Here is a 22,574-nt window from a genome sequence, read left to right on the forward strand (position 1 = left end):
GGGTTGAGAAATCGATTTCGATCCAGTCCGATCAGCGGCTGGCTGCCATGCCACCCAATTTGTGAAACAATGGTCGATATTCTTCCAAAGCAAGGTCATCCAGTGCGCAGGCTTCCTCTGACATGAACCACCGCAGTTCCGTGTGTTCCTGGTCGCGAATGGCAGGGCGCCCGCCCCGGGCGGTGACGGTAAAGAGGTGGAATGACGCTGCCGGACTTGCGGTCTCTATAGTGGTGAGGAACGAAAACGAGTGAAGCGTTAGTCCGATCTCCTCTTGGATTTCCCGTTGGAGTGCGCGTTCAAAACTCTCTCCTGCTTCAACGTGACCGCCCGGAAAGCTCCAACGGTTTGGATAGGCGCGGCGATCCGGACTGCGACGGCCCAGAAGAACGCCCTGAGAGCCGACAAGAACTGCACTGACAATATCCGGCATGATGGTCCTTCGATGGTGCGAGGTGAGGTCAGTCCTTGAGGCCCGTGAGATGGGCGAGCGGCAGCTCTCCCTGTGACTTGACCGTCTGGATGGCGAAGTTGCTCCGAATGTCGATCACGCCGGGAAGCCGCAGCAGCGTGCCGGTTAGAAAGCGCTCATAGGCTGCGAGATCAGGCACCACCACCTGCAGCAGAAAGTCGGATTCTCCCGACACGAGATGGCATGAAAAGACCTCCGGCAGATTCTGCACGGAGGTGCGAAACGCCGTCGCGGTTTCCTCGTGATGGCGCTCCACCCGGATGCCCACGAAAACAGTCAATCCAAGCCCGACTGCGTTTCGATCCAGCGCTGCATGATAGCCTTGAATGACGCCTGCCTTTTCGAGCATCTTGACGCGCCGCAGGCACGGAGACGGCGACAGACCAATTTTCTCCGCCAATTGCACATTGGAGAGCCGCGCATCGTCCTGGAGTGCGGTCAGTATTTTGCGGTCGATAGCGTCCAGTTTCAGTGTTGGCATAATCCGACAATCATAGTTGTTATGTTGGCAGAATGTACCACAAAGCCGTAACATTTCGCCACAAATCGCAAGGACATGCGCATCTATCTCCGCATAGTTTCGACCATGCAGCTGCTTCGCATAGCGGACCGGCTGGCACTCTCTTTTTTCGCATTAGCCTACGCAAAACTGCTTCGCGCTTTTGCTGGAAATGCTCTGGTGGACGATATCGATGAGCGAGATGTGGTTATATGCAGGCGCACTGGCTGCTGCATTTCTTATTCCGGGACCGGATATGCTTCTGCTCCTCCAGACTGGTGCAGCACAGGGCAGGACACATGCGCTTGCAGCGGCAGCAGGGCTTGCAATCGCGCGCGCTTGTCACGTCGCTCTTGCCGCACTTGGTCTGGCTGCACTTCTTCATGCATTTCCTGTCGCGTTTCAGTTCGTCCGGATCATCGGTGCCTGCTATCTGGTCTGGATTGCCATCGGCATTCTGCGCAACCCCTTGCCGACAGTGGATGCATCTGGCGGCGTGCGCGAACGCCGGTCCTATCTGGCTTCGGCGCGCAAGGGTCTCCTCACCAATCTGCTCAACCCGAAAGCGTTGCTTTTCTGTTCGGTCCTGCTGCCGCAGTTCGTTCATCCCGAAAATGGCAGCATTACGCTCCAGTTCGCGTTGCTGGGGACCGTGATGACGATCGTGGGATTGTCGTTCGACACAATCTACGCCTTTACAGGTTCGTCGCTCGGAAGCCTGTTTAAACGTTATCCTGCCATACAGTCGGTACAGCGCTGGGGCTTTGCAGCGCTGCTTTTCGGCTTCGCGGCCAAGCTTGCAACTGTTTAAACGCTGTAACGGCCTTTGATGGGCGCGAAAGTATAGCGGTGGATACCGGGAACGGGGCCAGTCGTTTCGATGGCGGCACGATGTTTCACAGTCGCGTAGCCCGCATGGATTTCCAGTCCGTAAGGTGGATGCGCCGCTCCGGCACGGATCATCATACGGTCGCGCGTTACCTTGGCGACGATGGAGGCCGCGGCGATGGAGACAGAACGCTGATCGCCTTTGACCAGAGCAGATCCGGGGCAGGGTAGTCCGGGCGGAACATCGCGCCCATCGATCAGCGCATGGCATGGCTGCAAGGTCAGGCCGACAGAAGCGCGACGCATGGCTTCAAGCGCGGCTTTCCTGATATCGCTTGCATCAATGCTGCGCGCGCTGAGGCTTGCCACCGAAACGGTGATGGCTTTTTCCAGAATGGTTTCGTAGAGCGCTTCGCGCTTTACAGCCGTGAGACGCTTGGAATCGTCCAGACCGTTTGGAAGGTTGTCGATATCGAGCACCACGGCAGCAGCCACGACAGGACCGGCCAAAGGTCCACGTCCTGCTTCATCTATGCCGACGATGTGTTTCAGTCCGCGCGCAAGCAATCTTTTCTCTTCAGAAAAGTCAGGCGCGAGTGGGATATCAAAGAGAAGCGGAGAATCAGAAGCCGAGCGTTTCATTTGGCGGCGATGCTCGCATTGCTTCCGATTCTCCGCAAGGGCCCTGCTCGAGGATGGTGGCGTGAAAGCAGGTAGCCCCTCCGTCCGAAAAGAGATCAGACGGGAATTGAACTGACGACTGATAGGATATGCAGTTTGAAAAGCGGCACCAGCCCAAGGTGAAGTTCGCCTTTTGGAGCCCCTTTGTGTGCCTCGCCTAAAACAGTGAAAGCTGTTTGCCTCCCTTTTCGACCGGTTCGAACAGATCGGTGCGCAACTGAAGGCGGCGCGCATTGAAACCGAGCTTGCGTGCGGTGATCTCGAAACGACGTCCGATCTGCCATGCATAGGGACCTGTGCCGCGCATGCGCTTGCCCCATTCGGCATCGTAATCCTTGCCGTCGCGCATGGAGCGCACCAGCGACATGACATGACGATAGCGATCCGGGTAATTGCGCAGCAGCCAGTCCTTGAACAAAGGGGCTACTTCGAGCGGCAGGCGCAGCAGAACATAACCCGCCTCGCGCGCGCCCTGCGCATAGGCTGCATCCAGAATGCGCTCGATCTCGTGATCGTTGATACCCGGAATGACCGGCCCCATCATGACGGACGCTGGAATACCCGCATCGGCCAGCTTACGGATGGCCTGAAGCCGCAGTGTCGGCGTCGAGGCGCGCGGCTCCATCGTGCGAGACAGATGAGCATCGAGCGTCGTGACTGACAAGGCGACCTTGGCCAGCCCTTTCTCGGCCATGCGGCTTAGAATATCGATGTCACGCACCACCAGGGCGGATTTCGTCACGATGCCGACCGGATGATTGGCAGCCTCCAGCACTTCGAGAATTTCGCGCATGATGCGCCATTTCTTCTCGACCGGTTGATAGGGATCTGTATTGGTGCCGATGGCGATGGTCCTCGGCTGATAATTGGGCTTGGCGAGCTCGCGCTCCAGAAGGCGCGCTGCATCCGGCTTCGCGAACAGGCGGGATTCGAAATCGAGACCGGCAGAAAGCCCCATGTAACTATGGGTCGGACGGGCAAAGCAATAGATGCAACCGTGCTCGCAACCGCGATAGGGATTGATCGAGCGGTCGAAATTGATGTCGGGTGAATCATTGCGGGTGATGATCGTGCGCGGCTTTTCGATCTGCACGTCGGTCTTGAACGGCGGCAGTTCCTCAAGCGTGGTCCAGCCGTCATCGAAATCATGCCGCGTCGTCGGCTCGAAGCGTCCGGTCGGGTTGATGCCCGCGCCGCGTCCGCGCCTGCGAGCATGGTCGATGCGCAGGCCTGCCTCACCGATCATCGCATTGGCGTGATCCGCGCGTCCACTACCGAAGGCAGCCATGTCGGCCTGCTTGATGATATCTGCCTGCTGGATCACTTCCATTTTAGTCTCCCTGAATGGAAACATCTGGCGTTGTGCAGCCACGACGAAAGCAAACCGGGAACAGGACACCCCTTCAGGGCTGAGAACTGTTCTGTTGCGCGTGCCGTGCTGCCATGCGACTCTGTTCTGATGAATCTATTCCTATCGCAAGACTTAGAACAAAGCAAGAACATATGCGCAGCAGCTTTCCGTTCACACGTTCTTGATATATGAAGCGCGCATGTTGTCCGTCGTGATCGAAACCCTGAATTCAGAAAGAGCGCTGGCCCACACGCTTTCGGCTTTGGTGCCAGCCGTTGTGGAGGGGTTGCTGCGCCGTGTTACGGTCGTCGACCGGGGGTCATCGGACGAAACCGCTCTCGTCGCGCTCGGTGCCGGCTGTAGCTTTTATGCCGAAATGGATATTGAGGCGGCGCTCGCAGAAATCCGCACGCCGTGGGTACTGTTGCTGAAACCGGGTGCTATTCCGCAGGAAGGGTGGGAGGAAGTCCTCCGCCGCCACATGGATAATGATGGGGGTACCGCGCGCTTTTCACTGCCGGAAGATAGCGGCTTCGGCACGGTCCGTAGAATCTTCGGCCACAAGGCGACGCTCGATGCCGGGCTTCTGGTTCGGTTGGATCTCTTGAAGCCGCTGTTGCTCGACGGCGTGGCGTTTGATCTGCTTCCACAGCGCTTGCGGCCGGTCTGTCTCAAACACCCCATTCTGCCGCCCGACGAAGACTGAACAAAACAAAAAGGCGAAGCTGGAAGCTTCGCCTTTTTCGTCAGACATGCTGACCGGATTAGTTCTGGCCGGATTAGTTCTGGTAAGAGGAAGGCGAAGCATCGCCAAAGCGATGAGCCGAACCGTCCTGATAGACCGGAGCCTTGATCGAGGCAGGAGCCGTGTAGTCGAGCTTCTGGCTCTGCGTTGCAACCGGCGTACGGTCGTTTGCATAGAGATCGGCAGGTTCGCCGACATGCGGGTTTTCAGCGAAAGCAGCACCGGCGCTAAGGGCAACGGCAACAGCAGCAAGAGCAAACTTTTTCATTTTCGTAATCCTTAAAATCGCCCCTTCGGATGGCATAGAAGCCTTTCCGGGGCTCCCGGGTGGCACCATGCCATCCATCGGGGAGATAACTGGGGAAGCTGAATGATTGGGAGGAATATCCAGCTTGGGAATTCATCGGGGCGTCATCCGCTGGGAGGCTTTTGACGACGCCCTGCGCCTAAGTTTTCAGAAAACTTAGTTCTGGTAGCTCGAAGGCGATGCGTCACCGAAGCGATGAGCCGAACCGTCCTGGAATGAGGACTGGCTGATCGAAGCGGGAGCAGTGTAGTCGACCTTCTGGGAAGCAACCGGGGTGCGGTCGTTTGCATAAAGATCGGCAGGTTCGCCAACGCGTGGGTTTTCAGCAAAGGCAGCACCGGCGCTAAGAGCGAGGGCAGCGGCAGCAAGAACAATCTTTTTCATTTTCCTATCTCCTTGGAAAGTGGAGCGGCGTTTTGTTCGTCGTTCCGATGCAGCTGAAATGGGTGACAGTGGGTAAAAGTTCCAGTCACGAAAATGTTTTCTTAATCACACATTCGTGCAGCCAATTTTATGGAATGTAGATAATTTATGAGAAATAACTAAATATAATCAATAAGTTATATTATATATCAGTATTCACGAAACTGTTGTAAAAGGCATTTTGTTCAAAAAGAGCGAACAGTCTGTCCCAATATATTGTCCAATGAGAGTGAACAATAGGGCGATTTTTCAGACTTTCGGTTGGGAGGCCGCTCAGAAACTACTTTTGGGAGGGAGCCGTTTGGGTTGCGATGACGAACCAGTCGGGTCGTTCGGCCAAGAGAAGTGCTGCTGCCCGCTCTGTGGCGGCCATATCTTCGTAGATCGCATAACAGGTTGCACCTGAGCCTGACATCTGTGCGTAAAGCGATCCGCTTGCGCGAAGCAGGTCAAGTTTGTCACCGATCTGGGGGGCAAGTTTTAGGGCCGGAGGCAGAAGATCATTGCGGGTTGTCTGCAGATAGGCGCACAGGGGGGCGATATCTGCATGGGAGCCAAGGTTCAGCGCTGGATGGTCGCGTTTGTCGAGTGCGCGAAAGACATCCGGCGTTGCAACAGCGGTTCCATCATTGACGAGGAGCATCGGCAGGGCTGGAAATCCGACAACCGGGCTCAGGTCTTCACCGATGCCGCGCGCGGCAAGCGGTGTGCCCTTGGATGCGCCATGCAGGCACATGGGCAGATCTGCGCCAAGGGTAAGCCCCATCGCGGCGAGTTGCTCTAAACCGAGATCGAGCCCCCACAATTCATCAAGTGCGAGCAGCGTTGCCGCGGCATCGCTCGATCCGCCGCCTATACCCGACGCAATCGGAAGGTTCTTTTCCAAATGAACGGCGACGGGCGGCAATGCCCTTTGCGTATGATCACGCAAGGCCTCGCGTGCCTTGAGAACCAGATTGCCACCATCGAGCGGTATGCCTTTTGCGAAAGGGCCGCTGACCGTGAAGCTATCCTTTTCGGCGTGCTCGATACGGATGATGTCGCCATAGCGCGCAAAGACCACCAGCATATCGAGCAGATGATAGCCATCGTCACGACGCCCTGTAACATGCAGTGCGAGATTGATCTTGGCCGGGGCCAGACGCGTCACCGCATGTGCAGACCCGGCATTCATGGGCGTTTTGGTTGTCGGAGAAAGGGTCATTTCTGGCTACGGACCGGGAATAGCGCATTTCCAGCAAAAGTGTGAAACGGTTTTGCGTGAGGCAAATGCTATGAAACAAATAGTTGGAGCGGCTCCGACGATATTGTTAAAATTGGAACCGCTCTTCAGAAAACATGGCATTCGGCTGCGGCGAGCAACCGCACCACTTCGTTGGCAACCTCTCTTGCAAGACGGGTCAGTCCTTCTTGACGTAATATTCGCCGGTTTTAGGGTCCTGCACCAACGTGCCTTGAGCCCGGTTCTGCGCTTCCTTTTCTGCCTGACGCACACGCTGGGACACGCGCGAGGCTTCACGCTTGAACGAGCGATAGCCGTACCAGGCGGCGGCGATGATCAGCAGCAGAAAGATGAGCTGGGGCATGGCCTCAAGTCCTTAAGGGTCGCATTTCGGATTGCTGGATCGCAACGCCGAAATGCCGGATGTTCATGAAGGGGCGGGAAGCGGCCCACCCCGCTTTCTGACACCATATCATGGTGAAACGAGGGAATTCAAAGCTTTGGTTCGAAAATCGACGCTGATTTTCGACTTCGCTTTGTTTTTACAGGCCATAACGGCCCCAAAGTGCTTTTTCTTCGGCTACTGAAAGCAGCCCGTCGCCGAGATGCGCGGCAATGGAAGCCGGTTCAAGATTGCCGAGTGCCATATCAACGGCCATATCAACGCCGGGCATCTTGCGCCCCAGAAGGCCGCGTTTCTGTTCCACGAGCTTGAGCTTAACCTTGTCGCCGTAGGTTTTGCGCAGGAAGCTGCGCATATCGCCAAGCCCGTCAATCAGGCCAAGCTCATGCCCCTTGATGCCGGTCCAGAACAGCCCGGTAAACAGGTCCTTGTCTTCTGCAAGTTTCGTACCGCGCCGTTCCTTCACCATGTCGATGAAGGTCTCATGGATTTCGAGCTGCAGTGATTTCAACCGCTCGATGTCGGCTTTCTTTTCCGGCTGGAACGGGTCGAGCGTCACCTTGTTGGAGCCTGCCGTATAGACGCGGCGCTCCACACCGATCTTTTTCAGAAGTTCGGGGAAGCCGAACGAGGCCGACACCACGCCGATAGAACCCACGATGGATGACGGATCGGCGATGATTTCGTCACCAGCCAGCGCGATCATGTAGCCACCCGAGGCGGCAACATCTTCGACGAAGATAAAAACCTTCTTCTGGTGTTCGGCGGCAAGGTCGCGGATACGCCGGTAGATCAGTCGGGACTGAACCGGTGATCCGCCGGGCGAGTTGAGCGAAATGGCGACGGCGGGCGTCTCCTTGTCGGTGAACGCCTTTTCAAGGACTGCTGCTGTTGACGCCAGTGAAAGCATCGGACGGAATGCAGATCCACCGGACATGATGGCACCATGCAGCCGCACGACAGGTATCTCGATGGAAACCGGGCGGAAGCGGCGTGGAACAAGGCGCGTCAATAAACCGGGCAAGGCAAACTCCTGCTAACTGAAATCATTCAGGCTCTCAGCCGGAATGTAGGAAGCCATTTGGGAAACACAAAGAAAACCGCCCGGAAATTTTGTTTTCCGGGCGGTGATGTCGTTTCTGTCAGGTGTTTTTCGGCTTTGTGACCAGCCGCAGCAGGATATAGCCGCAAACGGCCGACAGGCCCGAACCGGCCAGAACGCCGATCTTCGTTTCCGCCTGCATGAGATCGGACGGGAAGGAGAGAAGGCCGATGAAGATGCTCATTGTAAAGCCGATCCCGCACAGGACCGCCACGCCGTAGAGCTGGATCCACGTGGCCCCGAGCGGCTTTTGTGCGAGGCCTGTCTTGATCGCGAGCCAGGCGGCTCCGAAAACGCCGAGCTGTTTGCCGATGAAGAGGCCAAGCATAATGCCAAGCGTGAGTGTATCCCGCATCACCGAGGCATCAAGACCGGCAAACGATATGCCCGCATTGGCGAAGCCGAAAATCGGCACGATGATAAAGGCAACAGGCTTGGCCAGCGCATGTTCCAGCACATGCAGCGGCGAGGTCATGTCGTCAGGCCTGCCGGGCGCGGCCTTCAGCGGAATCATAAGTGCTGTCACCACGCCTGCAACCGTTGCATGAACGCCGGAATTCAGGACGAAGAACCAGAGGGCGGCTCCGCCAATCAGGTAGGGCAGGAGCTTCATCACGCCCATCCGGTTCATGACGAACAGAACGATAGCGGCGGCGAAAGCCCCGCCGAGATAAGGCATGGAGATTTCAGCCGTATAGAAAATGGCGATGATGACGACGGCTGCGAGATCGTCCAGGATTGCAAGTGTCGCCAGAAACACCTTGAGGCTGGAAGGAACCCGTGAACCCAGAAGCGACAGAACGCCGAGCGCGAAGGCGATGTCGGTGGCAGATGGCACAGCCCAACCGCGCACCTTGGCAGGGTCGTGCCAGTTCAACGCGGTGAAGATGATGGCTGGCAGGATGACGCCGCCCGCAGCGGCGATACCGGGCAGCATTCGGTTTGGCCAGCTTGCCAGTTGACCGTCGAGAAATTCGCGTTTGATCTCCAGCCCCACAAGCAGGAAGAACACCGCCATCAAGGCATCGTTGATCCAGTCCGTCAGACTCAGCGGACCGATATGAGTGTGCAGTATATCGAAATAGGCCTGCGAGAATGGAGAATTCGCCACGATCAGCGCGAGCGCTGCCGCCGCCATCAGGCTTACACCCCCTGCAGATTCGCTATCCAGAAAGCGCCGCATGATGGATACGGGGCGGCTTTGATTTGGGCTATGGTTCATTGGTTCCCGTTGCCTGTTCTTGTCGTTTTGCTGTTTGCGCTTTTTCGGAAAAGGGCGGCGGGGAGCCGCAGAACGAAAATTGCGGTTTTAGGAATATTGGCTCGAATATAGGGTTTCAACCAAAATCACCCGCTCGGACCGAAATCGGCAGGTCTGGACTACCGGAACTTCCGGAATGCTACCGTGTTATCCGATCCGGGAGGACACCACGATGGTGCTCACGGCTATTTTTGCCCAGCTCAATTGCTCCGACCTCGAACGCAGCACGGAATGGTTTGCCACGATCTTCGATCGCAATCCCGATGCGCGACCGATGCAGGGACTGGCTGAGTGGCATCACGGTTCAAGTGCCGGGTTTCAGCTCTACCAGAACCCGGCTGCAGCGGGGCACGGCACGTTGACGCTCATCGTCCGCGACGTGCGGGCCGAACATGCGCGGCTCTCGTTCGACGGGATTCGCCCCGGAAATGTCGAGATAGCTGACTATACGACGATTCTGAGATTGCACGACCCGGACCGCAATCTGGTCGTGCTGGCACAACCCCGAAGTTAGATTCTAAATGAGAGCGTCGAGCCCATTGTTGATGCCGTTGGCGCGTGGGGTGAAGCCGTGGCCGTCGCTGCCGTGGAGAACAAGCGCTGGCATCAGCGAAAGACCGGCGCGGCTCCCGCGTGTTCCTGTCACGACAATACGGATCGCCGCCGCTTCGGGGCGGGGCTGAACGGGAATGATCCTCAGCCCGCCAAATCGTCCCGACAGTGCTTCGAGGATGGGAGAAATCGAACCGGGTCGGGCAATAATGGCAATGCCTCCACCAGGCTTCACAATGGCTGCCGCAGTGCGCACCCATTGCTCGAACATGCCTTCGGGCATGACATGCGCTTCCGCCTTCAGCGGATCGGGTGTGCTGCGATCGCGCGCTTCGTTGAAGGGCGGATTCATGATGACGAAGTTGAAACTGTTGTCGACAAGTCCTGCGGCGATGCGCGCCTTGCCTCTCAGGCCGACGTCGGCTTCGATCACACTGATACGGCCTGCCAGAGCGGCGTTCAGCGGATGTGCAACACTTCTGCGGGCAAAGCCCGCCATGAAAGCGGAACGTTCGACGAGGGTGATATTGGCGTCAGGACAGCGCGACGCAACAGCAAGCCCTGCCGCGCCCGCACCGCTGCCAAGATCGGCAACACGCCCGGCAAAGCCGTTTGGAACGGAGCTTGCCAGAATCATCGCATCCACACCGGAACGATGGCCTTTCAATGCGGGCTGGATGAGGTGAAACGCCCCACGATGAAACACATCGAGCGTTTCTCCAGCCCCATCTTCAGTTTCAAAGCTTGCTTCCGAAGTCATCGATCGCGCAGTTCGTGTTCAATCTCGGCATCGATCAGAATCTGCCGTGCTTCTTCAAGCTGCTCTTCGCTGACCAGAAGGCGGCGCGGCAATACACCTAAAGAGCCTTCGATGATGCTCATATTCGTGTCGGCAATGAAATAGGCGATCCCGGCCTCTTTCATCAAGGCCTCGGCAAAGGACAGCAGAACGGAATCATTCGTACGGATAAGTTCGATCATTTGAACAGTTTGTAGCGAATGCACCGCATTGACAACAGCTTCCTTCAATGGTGAACAGGCGTTGGAATAGTATCGCTTTGAGGGCGCTTTGGGGGCAGTTGCGTCTTGAGCAATCCGGTCCGTTTCAATAATGTGGCCGGGCAGCTAGGAGAAATGGCATTGGGTGTGGTTCTAAATCTGGACGGTAAAAAGAAACAGGAAGGATCGGTTCAACCGCTTGTCGATCTGACAAAGGCCGATATGGCGCGGGTGAACGAGATGATCCTTTCCCGGGCCGGGTCCGATGTTGAAATGATACCGGAAGTCGCCAATCATCTGATTTCCTCAGGCGGCAAGCGCCTGCGTCCCATGATGACGCTCGCAGCAGCCCGTATGTTCGGTTACGAAGGCGACGGTCATGTGCGTCTGGCGACGGCCGTCGAGTTCATGCACACTGCAACGCTTCTGCATGACGATGTGGTTGATGAAAGCGATCTGCGGCGCGGAAAAAGCACGGCGCGCATGATCTGGGGCAATCAGGCCAGCGTTCTCGTCGGCGACTTCCTTCTGGGGCAGGCCTTCAAGATGATGGTCGATGTCGGTTCGCTCGACGCGCTCGACGTTCTCGCGACCTCGGCGTCGGTGATCGCCGAAGGCGAAGTAATGCAGCTTGCTGCTGCCAAGAACATGGAAACCACCGAAGACGAATATCTGGCGGTCATCAAGGCCAAGACTGCAGCGCTGTTTTCGGCTGCCGGTGAAGTCGGCCCGATCATTGCCGGTGCACAGCGTTCGGATCGTGCGGCGCTGCGCGATTACGGCCTCAATCTCGGCCTTGCCTTCCAGCTTGTCGATGATGCGCTTGATTATGGCGGCTCGGCAGCCGATCTCGGCAAGAATACCGGTGACGATTTCCGCGAAGGCAAGATCACGCTTCCGGTGATTCTGAGCTATCGTCGCGGCACTGATGATGAACGCGCTTTCTGGAAGCACGCGATTGAGGACGGTGCGAGCGATGAGGCCTCGCTTGAAAAGGCCATCGGCCTGATGACGAAGCACGGCGCGATTGCCGACACGGTGCAGCGCGCGCGGCATTTCGGCGAAATTGCCCGCGATGCTTTGGCACCTTTGAAAGCGACGCCTCAGAAGGACGCGCTGATCGAAGTCATCGATTTCTGCATCAGCCGCGTGAACTGACCGGCAATAGCCACAAACTCCGGCCAGCATTTCTTGCGGGCCAGCGATACACGGGAAAAGCATCCCATCACGGATGCTTTTCTTGCCCCGCCATCCCAAAAAGGCCATGCTTGGGGTGCCTTTTCCGGCAAAGAGACAGCGTGCCCGGCTTTTGAGCCAGTTGGGGTTTGCTTGCCGGTATCTGTCACAGGGATTTGAGAAGAGGATAGGGCTTTATGCGGCAAGGATCGAAATACCGCCCGCTTTATGGTTTGCTGCTCTCGCTTCTGGCGGGAATCGCGATCCCGACAAGCGGTGCTTTGGCCAAGGCGACAAATGATCCTGCACCGCCTCCTGTCCGCGCGGGTTCGTTTGCCGGGGCCTATCTTGCCGGACGCACCGCCGAATCCGACAATAATCTCGCTACCGCCGTCGATTTCTATCGTCAGGCTATGGCCTTCGATCCGGGCAATGCGCAGATCAAGCAGGATCTGCTGCTGGTTTTGCTGACGGAGGGCCGTTTCAAGGATGCGCTGCCTCTGGCGGAAGAACTGAAGAACGTCCCGGACATCGAGCGTTTTTCGCGCGTGGCGCTGGCCATCGACGCCATTGACCGCAAGCAATATCGCAAGGTCGGGCCGCTTCTGATGCTGTCGCTGCAATCCGATATGGATCGCCTTGCGACAGGCTTCATGAGCGCGTGGGTGAAGGTCGGGCAGGGCAACCCCAAACAGGCGCTCGCCGATATCCAGAAAATGCAGGGACCGGAATGGTATGGTCTGTTCCGCACCTATAATTCCGCACTGATAGCCGATCTCGCCGGCCAGAAGCAGGAAGCGCGTGATTTCTACCAGCAGGCCATCGACGACCGGCCCGGCGGGAGCGCTGCCCCTGACACTTACGAACGCATCGTGATGGCCTATGCCTCCTTCAAGCTTCGTCAGGGTGACAAGGAAGGTGCTATCAAGACGTTGAATGATGCAGCCGAGCTTTTGAACGGTCGCATGACGATCACCGAAATGCGTGAAAAGATCGAGGCTGGCGAGAAATATGGCCGCCTTATCAAAACCGCTCAGGAAGGGACTGCCGAAGCGCTCTATACGCTTGGCACTGCGATCAACCGCAGCGGCGCGGAAGCCTTTGCAAAGCTTTATCTGCAGATGTCGTTGCCGCTGCGTCCGGACAATGACGCAACACTTTATCAGCTGGGCGATATTTCCGCCAAGTTGCGCCAGCCGGAAAAGGCCATCGACTACTATGGTCGCGTGCCGGAGAAGTCGCCTTATCGCCGTGATGCAGAAATGCAGCGCGCACTCAATCTGGCGGAAAACGACCAGTCTGCCGACGCTGTCAAGCAGCTGAGAGTTCTGCTCGACCGTGACAAGACCGATATGCGCACTTATCTGGCGCTCGGTGGTGTCTATGCACAGGACAAGAATTTCGCCGATGCGGCGAAGATTTATGATGCTGCGGTGGAACAGATCAAGATGCCGGAACGCAAGGACTGGCCGGTCTTCTACCAGCGCGGCATCGCCTATGAACGCCTGAAGCAATGGGACAAGGCGGAGCCCAATTTCCGCAAGGCGCTGGAGCTTTATCCCGACCAGCCACAGGTGCTGAACTATCTTGGTTATTCCTGGGTCGACCGGGGTGAAAATCTCGATGAAGCGCTGGGCATGATCAAGAAGGCGGTCGAGCTGCGTCCGCAGGACGGTTATATCGTCGACTCGCTGGGCTGGGCTTATTACATGCTGGGCCGGTATGACGAGGCGGTGGTCGAACTGGAAAAGGCGGTCAAGCTTCGTCCGGAAGACCCGACGATCAACGATCATATGGGCGATGCCTACTGGCGTGTCGGGCGTCTTCTGGAAGCGACATTCCAGTGGAACCATGCCATTGCAGGCAAGCCCGAGCCGGAAGATCTGGTGAAGATCGAGGCGAAGCTGAAGAAGGGTTTGCCGGATATTCCGGGGCAATCTTCTGCCGATGCTGCAAAGCCCGACGAGAAAAAGCCTGTCGAGCAGAAGCCGGAAGCTCCTGCGCAATCGCCTGCGCCTGCCGCACCGTCCGACAAGGCTCCAGAAAAACCGGCAACTGACTAAGAGCTTCAGGCTGCCGGTTTCAAGATGGTGTGACACCGAAACTGGCAGCCTGTGCTTGACCCTGCGTTACGGACAAATTAGACCGGGCCATCATTTCAATTACAAGGCCCGACCCCGTGTCCAGTACGTTGCCAGCACATATGCATCCCACCCGTTCCTTTCAGGGTCTGATCCTGACGCTCCATAACTATTGGGCGGAACACGGTTGCGCCATTCTGCAGCCCTATGACATGGAAGTTGGTGCCGGTACGTTTCATCCGGCAACGACGCTGCGTTCGCTGGGGCCGAAGCCGTGGAAGGCTGCCTATGTGCAGCCATCGCGTCGTCCGAAGGATGGCCGTTATGGTGAAAACCCGAACCGCCTCCAGCACTATTACCAATATCAGGTGATCATCAAGCCATCGCCGCCGAACCTTCAGGATCTCTATCTCGGTTCGCTGCGCGCCATCGGTCTCGATCCGACGCTGCATGACGTGCGCTTCGTGGAAGATGACTGGGAAAGCCCGACGCTCGGCGCATGGGGTCTCGGCTGGGAATGCTGGTGCGACGGCATGGAAGTGTCGCAGTTCACCTATTTCCAGCAGGTCTGCGGCATCGAATGCTCGCCGGTTTCCGGTGAGCTGACCTATGGTCTCGAACGCCTCGCCATGTATGTGCAGGGTGTGGACAATGTTTACGACCTCAACTTCAACGGTCTCGAAGGCGATGAAAAGGTCACCTATGGCGAGGTGTTCCTGCAGGCTGAGCAGGAGTATTCCCGCTACAACTTTGAAATGGCCAATACCGAGGCTTTGCATCAGCATTTCATCGATGCCGAGCGCGAGTGCGAGGCCATTCTGAAGGCTGGTGCGCCTGGTCCGAATGCCAATCATCAAATGCATAAGAGTGTCTTCCCGGCCTATGACCAGTGCATCAAGGCATCCCACGTGTTCAATCTGATGGATGCGCGCGGCGTGATCTCGGTTACCGAGCGTCAGAGCTATATTCTGCGCGTGCGCAATCTTGCGCGTCAGTGCGGCGAGGCATTCCTTTTGACGGATGCCGGTGGTTTCAATTTCAAGCGTGAGGGCGAGTAAAGAACATGCCTGATTTGTTGCTCGAACTCTTTTCCGAAGAAATCCCCGCTCGCATGCAGCGCAAGGCTGCTGGTGATCTGAAGAAGATGATTACCGATGGTCTGGTGGAAGCCGGTCTTACCTATGAAGCTGCGACCCCTTATTGGACGCCACGTCGTCTGACGCTCGATATTCGCGGCCTCACCGTGCGTTCCAAGGACGTGCATGAAGACATTAAGGGCCCGTCGGTCACAGCGCCGGAACAGGCCATTCAGGGTTTTCTGCGCAAGGCCGGTCTGACGGATGTGGCGCAGGCTCATGTGCATTCCGATCCGAAGAAGGGCGATTTCTATGTCGCCCATCTGACGAAACCGGGCCGCGCAGCCGAAGAAATCGTCGCCGAACTGGTACCGCAGACGATCCGCAATTTCCCATGGCCGAAATCCATGCGCTGGGGTGCCGCTTCGGCCAAGCCGGGTTCGCTTCGTTGGGTGCGTCCGCTGCAGTCGATCCTCTGCACCTTCGGTCCCGAAACCGAGGAAACCGTGGTCATCGATTTCGATGTCGATGGCATCAAGTCAGGCAATGTCACCTATGGGCATCGTTTCCTGAGCGACGGTCAGGCAATCAAGGTACGTCGCTTCGAGGATTATGTCGAAAAGCTTGAAAAGGCTTTCGTGGTTCTCGACGCCGAGCGCCGCAAGGAAATCATTTCGCAGGACGCGCATAATCTCGCCTTTGCTTCCGGCCTTGAGCTAGTCGAGGATGACGGACTTCTGGAAGAGGTGTCCGGTCTGGTCGAATGGCCGGTCGTGCTGATGGGCGAATTCGAGGAAGAGTTTCTGGCCATTCCGCCGGAAGTCATTCGCCTCACCATCCGCGCCAATCAGAAGTGTTTTGTCACCCGCAAGCAGGGCGAAGCGCAAGCGCTTTCCAACAAGTTCATTCTGGTGTCGAACATTGCAGCCCGCGATGGTGGCACGGAAATCGCCTATGGCAACGGCAAGGTCGTGCGCGCACGCTTGTCGGATGCGCTCTATTTCTGGCACACCGATCAGCATGATCTGCCCGACCTCGACAAACTCGTCGCTTCGGCGGAAAAGTTCAGTCTTGATCTGAAGAAGCCGCTCGATCAGCGCATGGCGCGTCTGGATGCACTGAATGTGACCTTCCATGCCAAGTTGGGCACGCAAGGGCAGCGCGTTGAACGCATTCGCGAACTGGCTGCGCAGATTGCGCCGCTGGTGGGTGCCGATCCGAAGCTTGCTGCGCGCGCGGCAGTTCTGGCAAAGGCTGACCTCACCACGGAAGTCGTCGGCGAGTTCCCTGAACTTCAGGGCGCAATGGGCCGCAAATATGCGTTGCTTCAGGGCGAAGACGAAGCCGTCGCCGCTGCGATTGAAGAACATTACAAGCCGCAAGGTCCATCGGATGTGGTGCCGAAAAACCCGGTTTCGGTTGCCGTCGCGCTTGCCGATAAGCTCGATACGCTGGTCGGCTTCTGGGCGATCGACGAAAAGCCGACCGGCTCCAAGGACCCGTTTGCGCTGCGCCGTGCGGCTTTGGGCGTGATCCGCCTCCTGCTGTCGCAGGAATGGAAGTTCCCGCTGCTGCCGCTCTTCCGCTCGGCGTTTGCCGCGCTGAAAGAAGGTCAGGTCCAGCGCAAGCTGCGCGAGTTTGAAACCAAGCTTGCTGGGGAAAACTCCGGTGATGTCGACGGCGAACAGGACGTCGACAACGCATTGGCCAGCTATGAAAAGCAGGTTCGCGCCGGGGCGGAGGCATCGTCCGAGCCGGTGCTGGCTGATCTCTTGTCGTTCCTCCATGACCGTTTCAAGGTGCATCTGAAAGAAGAAGGTGCACGCTACGACGCCATTGATGCCGTGTTGTCGCCGGAAGCCGACAATCTGCTGCTGGTTGCCCGTCGTCTGGAAGCGCTGATCGTCTTCATCAATGAGGAAGACGGCAAGAACCTTCTGGCTGGCACCAAGCGCGCCGCCAATATTCTCGCTGCCGAAGAGAAGAAGGGTACGAAGGTTGCAGACAGCGTGAGCGCGTCTCTTCTTCGCGAAGCGGAAGAAAAAGCGCTGTTCGAAGCCGTCACTCTGGCTTCGCAAGATGCCGAGGCTGCAATTGCCCGTGAAGATTTCAACGGTGCAATGCTGGCGCTCGCAAAGCTGCGCGGTCCGGTCGATACGTTCTTCGAAAAGGTACTGGTGAACGACGAGGACGAGAATGTCCGCGCCAATCGTCTGGCCTTGCTCGACCAGATTCGTGCGGCAACCGGCAAGGTGGCGGATTTCTCGAAAATCGCGGGCTGATAATCAGCCACGTGCGGCTCCATTTTCCCTCATCCTGAGGAGCCTCCCTGAGCTTGTCGAAGGGAGGTGTCTCGAAGGGCTGAGGGAAAACGCACAGCGCCTGCCGCGCCCTTCGATTTTGCGCGTCGTCGCTCGATCCTTCGAGACGGCCCTGCGGACCTCCTCAGGATAAGGGACGAGGGGCTGGCGCCATTTTTGTTTATTTCAGGCTGGGTCTGAGTTCGAGCGAACTGAGATCGATTTCGTCGGATGCGCCGGCCCAGGGATCGCCAACGACGCGCACCGGCTTTGTGGGGTCAAAGTCTTCTGCTGGTGTGGCGGCTGGCTCAAGCAGATCGTCCGGAACGGACTGGCCCTGCATGCGCGCCATATAGGCACGGGCGCGCTTGCGGCGGGCCTCGATTTCCTTCTGTGCGTCCAGTTCGGCTGCCTGCTTTTGCGCACAGGTGCCGCAAACCGGCAGGCCGTTGGCACCGATCTTGTCATAGCCGATATAGTCGATGGAGCCGACCTGATAGGTCAATGCCGCGCGCTCGCCTCCGTTTGCGGAAGCGATTGCGGGCAGTCCGATGGCCGTCAGCGAAATAGCGATAAATCGGGATAACATTATTCACCTCACGCATGAATAATATCATCATACCCTGAAAAACCTAACAAAACGCAATTTTTCATGCGCAATCATGATCGTCTTGCCGTGATTGTGCCCGGATAGAGTCCGAGCTTGCTTGTACATCGCTTGCACATCACTTGCACAGGAGCCTGAGCTTGTGTAGGCAGAACGGGCTTAGAGCGCATTTTGATCTGATAGAGTCAGATCGGCGCTCTAACTGTCTGTTTTGACGCGCATCTTATCCGAAAACCGTTTCACACTTTTCGGGATGCGCTCCAACTTGGGACGCTCGAGAGGCGGAAAACCAGTGTCCGATATAGTCAAATTTGATGACGAGGCAGTCCAGCGCGCGGTGGAAGTGCTGCGGCGCGGCGGTCTCGTCGCCATTCCGACCGAAACCGTTTATGGCCTTGCCGCCGATGCTGCGAACGGCGAGGGTGTGGCGGGTATTTTCGCGGCCAAGGGGCGGCCTCAGTTTAATCCGCTGATCGCGCATGTGAGCGGTATTGCGATGGCCGAGCGCTATGTCACCTTCGACGCTCTTTCGCGCAAGCTTGCCGAGATGTTCTGGCCCGGCCCGCTGACCATCGTGCTGCCGCTGAAGGACAGGCAGGATACGGATCGCCCGATCCATCCGCTTGTAACCGCCGGGCTTTCGACCCTTGCCATCCGCATGCCGCTTGGCCGCGTGCGCGATATCATCGAGGGGCTCGACAGTCCGGTCGCAGCGCCAAGCGCCAACACGTCGGGCCGCATCAGCCCGACAAGCGCTCGTGCCGTTGCCGACGATCTCGGTGACAAGCTTGATCTGATCCTCGATGCCGGTCCCTGCGGCGTTGGGGTTGAATCCACCATCGTCAAGGTTGACGGTGATCAAGTGCATCTGCTCCGGCCGGGCGGACTGGCTGCGGAAGAAATCGAAGCCGTGATTGGCGAGAAGCTCGTGCGCGCCGACCACACGTCGGCAATTCAGGCACCGGGCATGATGGCGTCGCACTATGCACCCGATGCTGCGATGCGGCTTGGTGTCGGCTCGGTGCAGCCGGGCGAAGCCCTGCTTGCCTTTGGCCCGCAGCGCGTGGCCGGGGCCGATACGGCAAAGGTGATCATGAACTTGAGCGCTGATGGCAATTTGCGCGAAGCAGCGGCCAATCTGTTCGATTTCATGCGCAGGCTGGACGCGACAGGTGCCACAACCATCGCCGTCGAACCCATTCCTTTCGAAGGTCTCGGCGAGGCCATCAACGACCGTTTGAAACGCGCGGCGGCCCCGCGTTAACATCCTCCTATGTAAGAGACAGACTATGCTGGACACCGCTCTGATCGAACGTTTCTCCGCCATCGTGGGCGAAAAGAATGCGCTCACCGCGCCGGAAGATCTCGCCGCTTATCTCGTCGAGCAACGCGATCTCTATCACGGTCGCACACCTCTCGTCCTTCGTCCGGGGTCGACGGAAGAAGTCGCGGCTATCATGAAGCTTGCCAGCGAGACGAAAACACCGGTGGTGCCGCAGGGTGGCAATACGGGCCTCGTCGGCGGCCAGCAGCCCGATGAAAGCGGCGCAGCCATCATTCTGTCGCTCGGCCGTATGAACCGTATCCGTAACCTCGATACGGTCGGCAATCTGGTAACGCTTGAAGCCGGTGTCATCCTGAAGAACCTTCAGGAAGCTGCTGAAAAAGCCGGTCGCCTGTTTCCGCTGTCGCTGGGTGCCGAAGGTTCATGCCAGATCGGTGGCAATCTTGGTTCCAACGCTGGCGGCACGGCAGTGCTTGCCTATGGCAACATGCGCGAGCTTTGCCTCGGCCTTGAGGTCGTGCTGCCGACCGGCGAGATTCTCAACGATCTTCGCTATGTGAAAAAGGACAATACCGGTTACGACCTGAAAGACCTTTTCATCGGTTCGGAAGGCACGCTTGGTGTCATCACGGCTGCGGTGCTGAAAATCTTCCCGCAGCCGAAGGGCAAGGGCGTAGCTTATGCAGGACTGCGCAATCCGGAAGACGTGCTGCGCCTGTTCCAGCTTGCAACGGAACATGCAGGCCCGTCGCTGACCGGCTTCGAATTGATGCCGCGCGTGGGCGTGGAATTTACGGTGCGCCATGTCGATGGCGTGCGCGATCCGCTCGAAAGCCCGCATGACTGGTATGTGCTGATCGATATTTCTTCTACCCGCTCAGAAGAAGATGCGCGCACGACGCTGGAAACGATCCTGACCGAAGCCTTCGAGAGCGATATTATTCAGGATGCGGCCATCGGCGAAAGCGTTGCGCAGGCGCAGTCCTTCTGGAAAATGCGCGAGGAAATGTCCTGGGCGCAGAAGCCGGAAGGTGGCTCGATCAAGCACGACATATCCGTGCCGGTCGCATCCATCCCCGCCTTCATCCACGAAGCCAATGCCGCGACGCTGGAAATGATTCCCGGTGCGCGCATCGTTTGCTTCGGCCATATCGGCGACGGCAACCTGCATTACAACGTTTCGCAGCCGGTAGGCGCTGACAAGGAAGCCTTTCTTGCGCGATGGCACGAGCTGAACCACCGTATCCACACGATCGTCGCGAGCTATACGGGTTCGATTTCGGCAGAACACGGCATTGGTCAGCTCAAGCGCGAAGAACTGGCTTTCTTCAAGCAGGATGTCGCGCTTGACCTGATGCGCCGCATCAAGTCAGCTTTCGATCCGGCAGGCATCATGAACCCCGGCAAGGTTCTATAAAGTATCACTATTTAATCGAGTAAGGCGGGCGGTATTAACCGCCCGTTTGTTTTAGTAAACACTTCTTCAGAAGAATTTCCGAATTCTTACACCTGGTTGCAATCTGCTAACCAAAGGAAAAGGCAGGAAAAAGTTAACTTAACTCATTAAGCCCGTCGGTAATAAACCGCGCCTATTCTCCATCTCAACGAAGAGCAAAAAGCTCGACAAAGGGAAGTCGGAATAACCGGCTCTCAAAAATAAAAAAACAGAGAGACAGAGGCGTCGAAAATGATGAGCAAGGGACTGAAGCCCGACTGGGCAGGACGGGAATTGCGGCTTGATCCGTTTCACTTTCCGCAGGTTGTGAGCTATGCGACCCATGACGGGAGCAGCGACGTTACCTTCACCATCAACGAGCGCGGCGCAGTGATCCGGCAGGTTCTGCCTTCAAGCGGTCTGCCGATGTCGATCGCTCTCCCGGCCAACGCATTTGTCGGCGTTGCCGCCCGTGCGGTGGAAGACGAGTTCGGCGAAATCACGGTGACGCTGGAGCTGATGCATGAAGACCCGCAGCTTTCCGTTCCCTTGCTTGTCGCACATGATCTGACTGACGTTGCCGCCGACTGGCGCGCCTGGGCGGCAAGCTTCAATCTGCCGATGATGCTGGTCGAGGAAGACGGCGTTGCCCGCCCGCTTTACGAAAGCACCGGCGCAGTCCGGACCAGCCAGCCGCAGGCTCGCCGTCAGGGGCAGGAGCCGCGCCGTCGCCGTCCGCGTTTTCTCGCTCGCCGCAAGACCGGTACGCTTGGCGTCCGTCTGGTGATCTCCGGCAAGGAAATCATTGCTCGAAATTGAATTAGAGCGCATCCCGAAAAGTGTGAAGCGGTTTTCGGGATGCGCTCTAGAAAGGGTAAAGGGTCGCCTGAGATAAGGCGACCCCTTCAAAAAAACCTTGGCTGACCTCCAAAAAGCCCCCGAACGTCTTGGGGCGCATCCCGAAAAGTGGAAACCGGTTTTCGGAAAAGATGCGCCCAGAAAAGAAGACGTTCGGGTTTATTTTTTTCGGCTGAGAAATGCCATGACGGCCTCGCGGGCTTCATCCGAGGTAAGCCGTTCAGCAAAATGTTTGGCCTCACGCGCAATGCGTTCGGAAACTTTTTCAGCTGGCATGCGCATCAGCGCACGGGCGATCTGCATGGCCTGCGGAGGCTTGGCAGCGATTTCTTCTGCGGCCTTCATCACTTCCGTTTCCAGCACATCGTCGGCAACGATCTGATAGACGATTCCGGCTTCCTGTGCGGCTTCCGCGGTAAATCCATGACCGAGCGCCAGCAGGGCAAATGCCTTTTGATGTCCCATCAGCGGTGGTGCCAGCAGGCTGGAAGCTGCTTCCGGCACAAGGCCAAGATCGACGAAAGGCGTGCGGAACAGGGCGTGCGACGTTGCAAATGTCAGGTCGCAATGCAGGTGGATGGTCGTGCCGATGCCGATGGCAAGGCCATCGACACCGGAAACGATCGGCTTCTTTGCGCTGGAAAGAGCACCCAGAAAATCCAGAATGTCGTTGCCGAGATCGCCGCCCATCGCAGCCGCCATGAAATCCTGCATGTCGTTGCCGGATGAGAATGCACCCGGAACCCCGAGAAACACATGCACACGCACCGCGTCATCGGCATCGCCTTCCTTGAGCGCCTTTGCCATGGTGGCATACATGGCGCGGGTGATGGCGTTCTTCTTGTCGGCCCGGTTGAGACGAATGATCTGGACCGCGCCTTTGCGTTCGATCAGGATATGTTCGCTCATGC

General features: G+C 57.5%; 24 protein-coding genes. 10 read left to right on the forward strand and 14 right to left on the reverse strand.

The window, feature by feature from the left end; genetic code table 11:
• Positions 1–31: 31 nt before the first annotated feature.
• Complete coding sequence (locus OHI65_RS11810; protein WP_264358899.1) at positions 32–433, reverse strand: NUDIX domain-containing protein; 402 nt, start codon at positions 431–433, stop codon at positions 32–34.
• Positions 434–461: 28 nt separating this feature from the next.
• The gene (locus OHI65_RS11815) at positions 462–953 is read right to left on the reverse strand and encodes an Lrp/AsnC family transcriptional regulator (protein WP_029925618.1); all 492 of its coding nucleotides are present in this window, start codon (positions 951–953) and stop codon (positions 462–464) included.
• 211 nt (positions 954–1,164) lie between these two features.
• Here OHI65_RS11815 and OHI65_RS11820 point away from each other — a divergent pair, with 211 nt between their 5' ends.
• A complete protein-coding gene (locus tag OHI65_RS11820; protein WP_151609743.1) occupies positions 1,165–1,782 on the forward strand; it encodes a LysE family translocator in 618 nt (205 codons plus the stop codon).
• Here OHI65_RS11820 and OHI65_RS11825 read toward each other — a convergent pair.
• Together OHI65_RS11825 and OHI65_RS11830 are read right to left on the reverse strand one after the other, a co-directional pair.
• Positions 1,779–2,441 (reverse strand): ribonuclease HII, encoded by a 663-nt coding sequence (locus OHI65_RS11825; RefSeq protein WP_012090787.1) that lies wholly within the window; start codon positions 2,439–2,441, stop codon positions 1,779–1,781. The genes OHI65_RS11820 and OHI65_RS11825 overlap by 4 nt on opposite strands.
• 196 nt (positions 2,442–2,637) lie before the next feature.
• On the reverse strand, positions 2,638–3,810 hold the full coding sequence (locus OHI65_RS11830) for a PA0069 family radical SAM protein (protein ID WP_010658328.1): 1,173 nt from the start codon (positions 3,808–3,810) through the stop codon (positions 2,638–2,640).
• 220 nt (positions 3,811–4,030) lie between these two features.
• Between OHI65_RS11830 and OHI65_RS11835 the strand changes: the two genes are divergently transcribed.
• Positions 4,031–4,537, forward strand: coding sequence for a glycosyl transferase (locus OHI65_RS11835; RefSeq protein ID WP_264358900.1), 507 nt, complete (start codon positions 4,031–4,033; stop codon positions 4,535–4,537).
• Between the two features lie 73 nt (positions 4,538–4,610).
• On the opposite strand, the gene OHI65_RS11840 is transcribed toward OHI65_RS11835, so the two are convergent.
• From OHI65_RS11840 to nhaA, 6 genes are all read right to left on the reverse strand, one after another.
• Positions 4,611–4,844, reverse strand: a complete 234-nt coding sequence (locus tag OHI65_RS11840; protein WP_010658330.1) for a hypothetical protein — start codon at positions 4,842–4,844, stop codon at positions 4,611–4,613.
• A 195-nt stretch (positions 4,845–5,039) separates the two neighbouring features.
• Entirely contained in the window at positions 5,040–5,267 is a 228-nt protein-coding gene (locus OHI65_RS11845; RefSeq protein WP_012090790.1) for a hypothetical protein, read from the reverse strand.
• A gap of 319 nt (positions 5,268–5,586) precedes the next feature.
• Positions 5,587–6,510 (reverse strand): 4-(cytidine 5'-diphospho)-2-C-methyl-D-erythritol kinase, encoded by a 924-nt coding sequence (locus tag OHI65_RS11850; RefSeq protein WP_151688971.1) that lies wholly within the window; start codon positions 6,508–6,510, stop codon positions 5,587–5,589.
• Between the two features lie 196 nt (positions 6,511–6,706).
• A complete protein-coding gene (locus tag OHI65_RS11855) occupies positions 6,707–6,892 on the reverse strand; it encodes a membrane protein (protein WP_010658334.1) in 186 nt (61 codons plus the stop codon).
• Positions 6,893–7,070: 178 nt separating this feature from the next.
• Complete coding sequence (locus OHI65_RS11860; protein ID WP_010658335.1) at positions 7,071–7,955, reverse strand: S49 family peptidase; 885 nt, start codon at positions 7,953–7,955, stop codon at positions 7,071–7,073.
• 118 nt (positions 7,956–8,073) lie between these two features.
• Positions 8,074–9,255 carry a Na+/H+ antiporter NhaA gene (gene nhaA, locus OHI65_RS11865; protein ID WP_151688973.1) on the reverse strand — a complete coding sequence of 394 codons (1,182 nt, stop codon included), beginning with the start codon at positions 9,253–9,255 and terminating at the stop codon, positions 8,074–8,076.
• A gap of 211 nt (positions 9,256–9,466) precedes the next feature.
• On the opposite strand from nhaA, the gene OHI65_RS11870 reads away from it, so the two are divergent.
• Positions 9,467–9,808: a VOC family protein gene (locus tag OHI65_RS11870; RefSeq protein WP_264358901.1), complete on the forward strand. Its 342-nt coding sequence runs from the start codon at positions 9,467–9,469 to the stop codon at positions 9,806–9,808.
• A gap of 3 nt (positions 9,809–9,811) precedes the next feature.
• Here the strand turns inward: OHI65_RS11870 and OHI65_RS11875 are convergent, their stop codons facing one another.
• Together OHI65_RS11875 and OHI65_RS11880 are read right to left on the reverse strand one after the other, a co-directional pair.
• Positions 9,812–10,606: a tRNA1(Val) (adenine(37)-N6)-methyltransferase gene (locus OHI65_RS11875; RefSeq protein WP_264358902.1), complete on the reverse strand. Its 795-nt coding sequence runs from the start codon at positions 10,604–10,606 to the stop codon at positions 9,812–9,814.
• Entirely contained in the window at positions 10,603–10,827 is a 225-nt protein-coding gene (locus tag OHI65_RS11880; protein WP_010658339.1) for a DUF2007 domain-containing protein, read from the reverse strand. Before OHI65_RS11880 ends, OHI65_RS11875 begins: the two co-directional genes overlap by 4 nt.
• 159 nt (positions 10,828–10,986) lie before the next feature.
• Here OHI65_RS11880 and OHI65_RS11885 point away from each other — a divergent pair, with 159 nt between their 5' ends.
• From OHI65_RS11885 to glyS, 4 genes are all read left to right on the forward strand, one after another.
• A complete protein-coding gene (locus tag OHI65_RS11885) occupies positions 10,987–12,003 on the forward strand; it encodes a polyprenyl synthetase family protein (protein WP_264359158.1) in 1,017 nt (338 codons plus the stop codon).
• 215 nt (positions 12,004–12,218) lie between these two features.
• Entirely contained in the window at positions 12,219–14,084 is a 1,866-nt protein-coding gene (locus OHI65_RS11890) for a tetratricopeptide repeat protein (protein ID WP_264358903.1), read from the forward strand.
• 140 nt (positions 14,085–14,224) lie between these two features.
• Entirely contained in the window at positions 14,225–15,160 is a 936-nt protein-coding gene (locus OHI65_RS11895; protein ID WP_010658342.1) for a glycine--tRNA ligase subunit alpha, read from the forward strand.
• Between the two features lie 5 nt (positions 15,161–15,165).
• Entirely contained in the window at positions 15,166–17,460 is a 2,295-nt protein-coding gene (gene glyS, locus OHI65_RS11900) for a glycine--tRNA ligase subunit beta (RefSeq protein WP_264358904.1), read from the forward strand.
• Positions 17,461–17,659: 199 nt separating this feature from the next.
• Here the strand turns inward: glyS and OHI65_RS11905 are convergent, their stop codons facing one another.
• Positions 17,660–18,067, reverse strand: coding sequence for a hypothetical protein (locus tag OHI65_RS11905; protein ID WP_264358905.1), 408 nt, complete (start codon positions 18,065–18,067; stop codon positions 17,660–17,662).
• A 271-nt stretch (positions 18,068–18,338) separates the two neighbouring features.
• On the opposite strand from OHI65_RS11905, the gene OHI65_RS11910 reads away from it, so the two are divergent.
• From OHI65_RS11910 to OHI65_RS11920, 3 genes are all read left to right on the forward strand, one after another.
• Positions 18,339–19,349, forward strand: coding sequence for an L-threonylcarbamoyladenylate synthase (locus tag OHI65_RS11910; protein WP_413541927.1), 1,011 nt, complete (start codon positions 18,339–18,341; stop codon positions 19,347–19,349).
• A gap of 25 nt (positions 19,350–19,374) precedes the next feature.
• Complete coding sequence (locus OHI65_RS11915) at positions 19,375–20,787, forward strand: FAD-binding oxidoreductase (RefSeq protein WP_029925591.1); 1,413 nt, start codon at positions 19,375–19,377, stop codon at positions 20,785–20,787.
• A gap of 270 nt (positions 20,788–21,057) precedes the next feature.
• On the forward strand, positions 21,058–21,624 hold the full coding sequence (locus OHI65_RS11920) for a DUF6101 family protein (RefSeq protein ID WP_010658347.1): 567 nt from the start codon (positions 21,058–21,060) through the stop codon (positions 21,622–21,624).
• Positions 21,625–21,822: 198 nt separating this feature from the next.
• Here the strand turns inward: OHI65_RS11920 and OHI65_RS11925 are convergent, their stop codons facing one another.
• The gene (locus tag OHI65_RS11925) at positions 21,823–22,572 is read right to left on the reverse strand and encodes a crotonase/enoyl-CoA hydratase family protein (protein WP_264358907.1); all 750 of its coding nucleotides are present in this window, start codon (positions 22,570–22,572) and stop codon (positions 21,823–21,825) included.
• Between the last annotated feature and the right edge of the window lie 2 nt (positions 22,573–22,574).

It is taken from the genome of Brucella sp. MAB-22 (assembly GCF_025908475.1).
In the GTDB taxonomy this organism is placed as follows: Bacteria; Pseudomonadota; Alphaproteobacteria; order Rhizobiales; family Rhizobiaceae; genus Brucella; species Brucella anthropi.

What these genes read in the sequence shown, in the direction of transcription:
- OHI65_RS11810 (WP_264358899.1), bottom strand. Translation starts at nt 433, where the DNA reads ATGCCGGATATTGTCAGTGCAGTTCTTGTCGGCTCTCAGGGCGTTCTT.
- OHI65_RS11815 (WP_029925618.1), bottom strand. Translation starts at nt 953, where the DNA reads ATGCCAACACTGAAACTGGACGCTATCGACCGCAAAATACTGACCGCA.
- OHI65_RS11820 (WP_151609743.1), top strand. Translation starts at nt 1,165, where the DNA reads ATGAGCGAGATGTGGTTATATGCAGGCGCACTGGCTGCTGCATTTCTT.
- OHI65_RS11825 (WP_012090787.1), bottom strand. Translation starts at nt 2,441, where the DNA reads ATGAAACGCTCGGCTTCTGATTCTCCGCTTCTCTTTGATATCCCACTC.
- OHI65_RS11830 (WP_010658328.1), bottom strand. Translation starts at nt 3,810, where the DNA reads ATGGAAGTGATCCAGCAGGCAGATATCATCAAGCAGGCCGACATGGCT.
- OHI65_RS11835 (WP_264358900.1), top strand. Translation starts at nt 4,031, where the DNA reads ATGTTGTCCGTCGTGATCGAAACCCTGAATTCAGAAAGAGCGCTGGCC.
- OHI65_RS11840 (WP_010658330.1), bottom strand. Translation starts at nt 4,844, where the DNA reads ATGAAAAAGTTTGCTCTTGCTGCTGTTGCCGTTGCCCTTAGCGCCGGT.
- OHI65_RS11845 (WP_012090790.1), bottom strand. Translation starts at nt 5,267, where the DNA reads ATGAAAAAGATTGTTCTTGCTGCCGCTGCCCTCGCTCTTAGCGCCGGT.
- OHI65_RS11850 (WP_151688971.1), bottom strand. Translation starts at nt 6,510, where the DNA reads ATGACCCTTTCTCCGACAACCAAAACGCCCATGAATGCCGGGTCTGCA.
- OHI65_RS11855 (WP_010658334.1), bottom strand. Translation starts at nt 6,892, where the DNA reads ATGCCCCAGCTCATCTTTCTGCTGCTGATCATCGCCGCCGCCTGGTAC.
- nhaA (WP_151688973.1), bottom strand. Translation starts at nt 9,255, where the DNA reads ATGAACCATAGCCCAAATCAAAGCCGCCCCGTATCCATCATGCGGCGC.
- OHI65_RS11870 (WP_264358901.1), top strand. Translation starts at nt 9,467, where the DNA reads ATGGTGCTCACGGCTATTTTTGCCCAGCTCAATTGCTCCGACCTCGAA.
- OHI65_RS11875 (WP_264358902.1), bottom strand. Translation starts at nt 10,606, where the DNA reads ATGACTTCGGAAGCAAGCTTTGAAACTGAAGATGGGGCTGGAGAAACG.
- OHI65_RS11880 (WP_010658339.1), bottom strand. Translation starts at nt 10,827, where the DNA reads ATGATCGAACTTATCCGTACGAATGATTCCGTTCTGCTGTCCTTTGCC.
- OHI65_RS11890 (WP_264358903.1), top strand. Translation starts at nt 12,219, where the DNA reads ATGCGGCAAGGATCGAAATACCGCCCGCTTTATGGTTTGCTGCTCTCG.
- OHI65_RS11895 (WP_010658342.1), top strand. Translation starts at nt 14,225, where the DNA reads ATGCATCCCACCCGTTCCTTTCAGGGTCTGATCCTGACGCTCCATAAC.
- glyS (WP_264358904.1), top strand. Translation starts at nt 15,166, where the DNA reads ATGCCTGATTTGTTGCTCGAACTCTTTTCCGAAGAAATCCCCGCTCGC.
- OHI65_RS11905 (WP_264358905.1), bottom strand. Translation starts at nt 18,067, where the DNA reads ATGTTATCCCGATTTATCGCTATTTCGCTGACGGCCATCGGACTGCCC.
- OHI65_RS11910 (WP_413541927.1), top strand. Translation starts at nt 18,339, where the DNA reads ATGCGCTCCAACTTGGGACGCTCGAGAGGCGGAAAACCAGTGTCCGAT.
- OHI65_RS11915 (WP_029925591.1), top strand. Translation starts at nt 19,375, where the DNA reads ATGCTGGACACCGCTCTGATCGAACGTTTCTCCGCCATCGTGGGCGAA.
- OHI65_RS11920 (WP_010658347.1), top strand. Translation starts at nt 21,058, where the DNA reads ATGATGAGCAAGGGACTGAAGCCCGACTGGGCAGGACGGGAATTGCGG.
- OHI65_RS11925 (WP_264358907.1), bottom strand. Translation starts at nt 22,572, where the DNA reads ATGAGCGAACATATCCTGATCGAACGCAAAGGCGCGGTCCAGATCATT.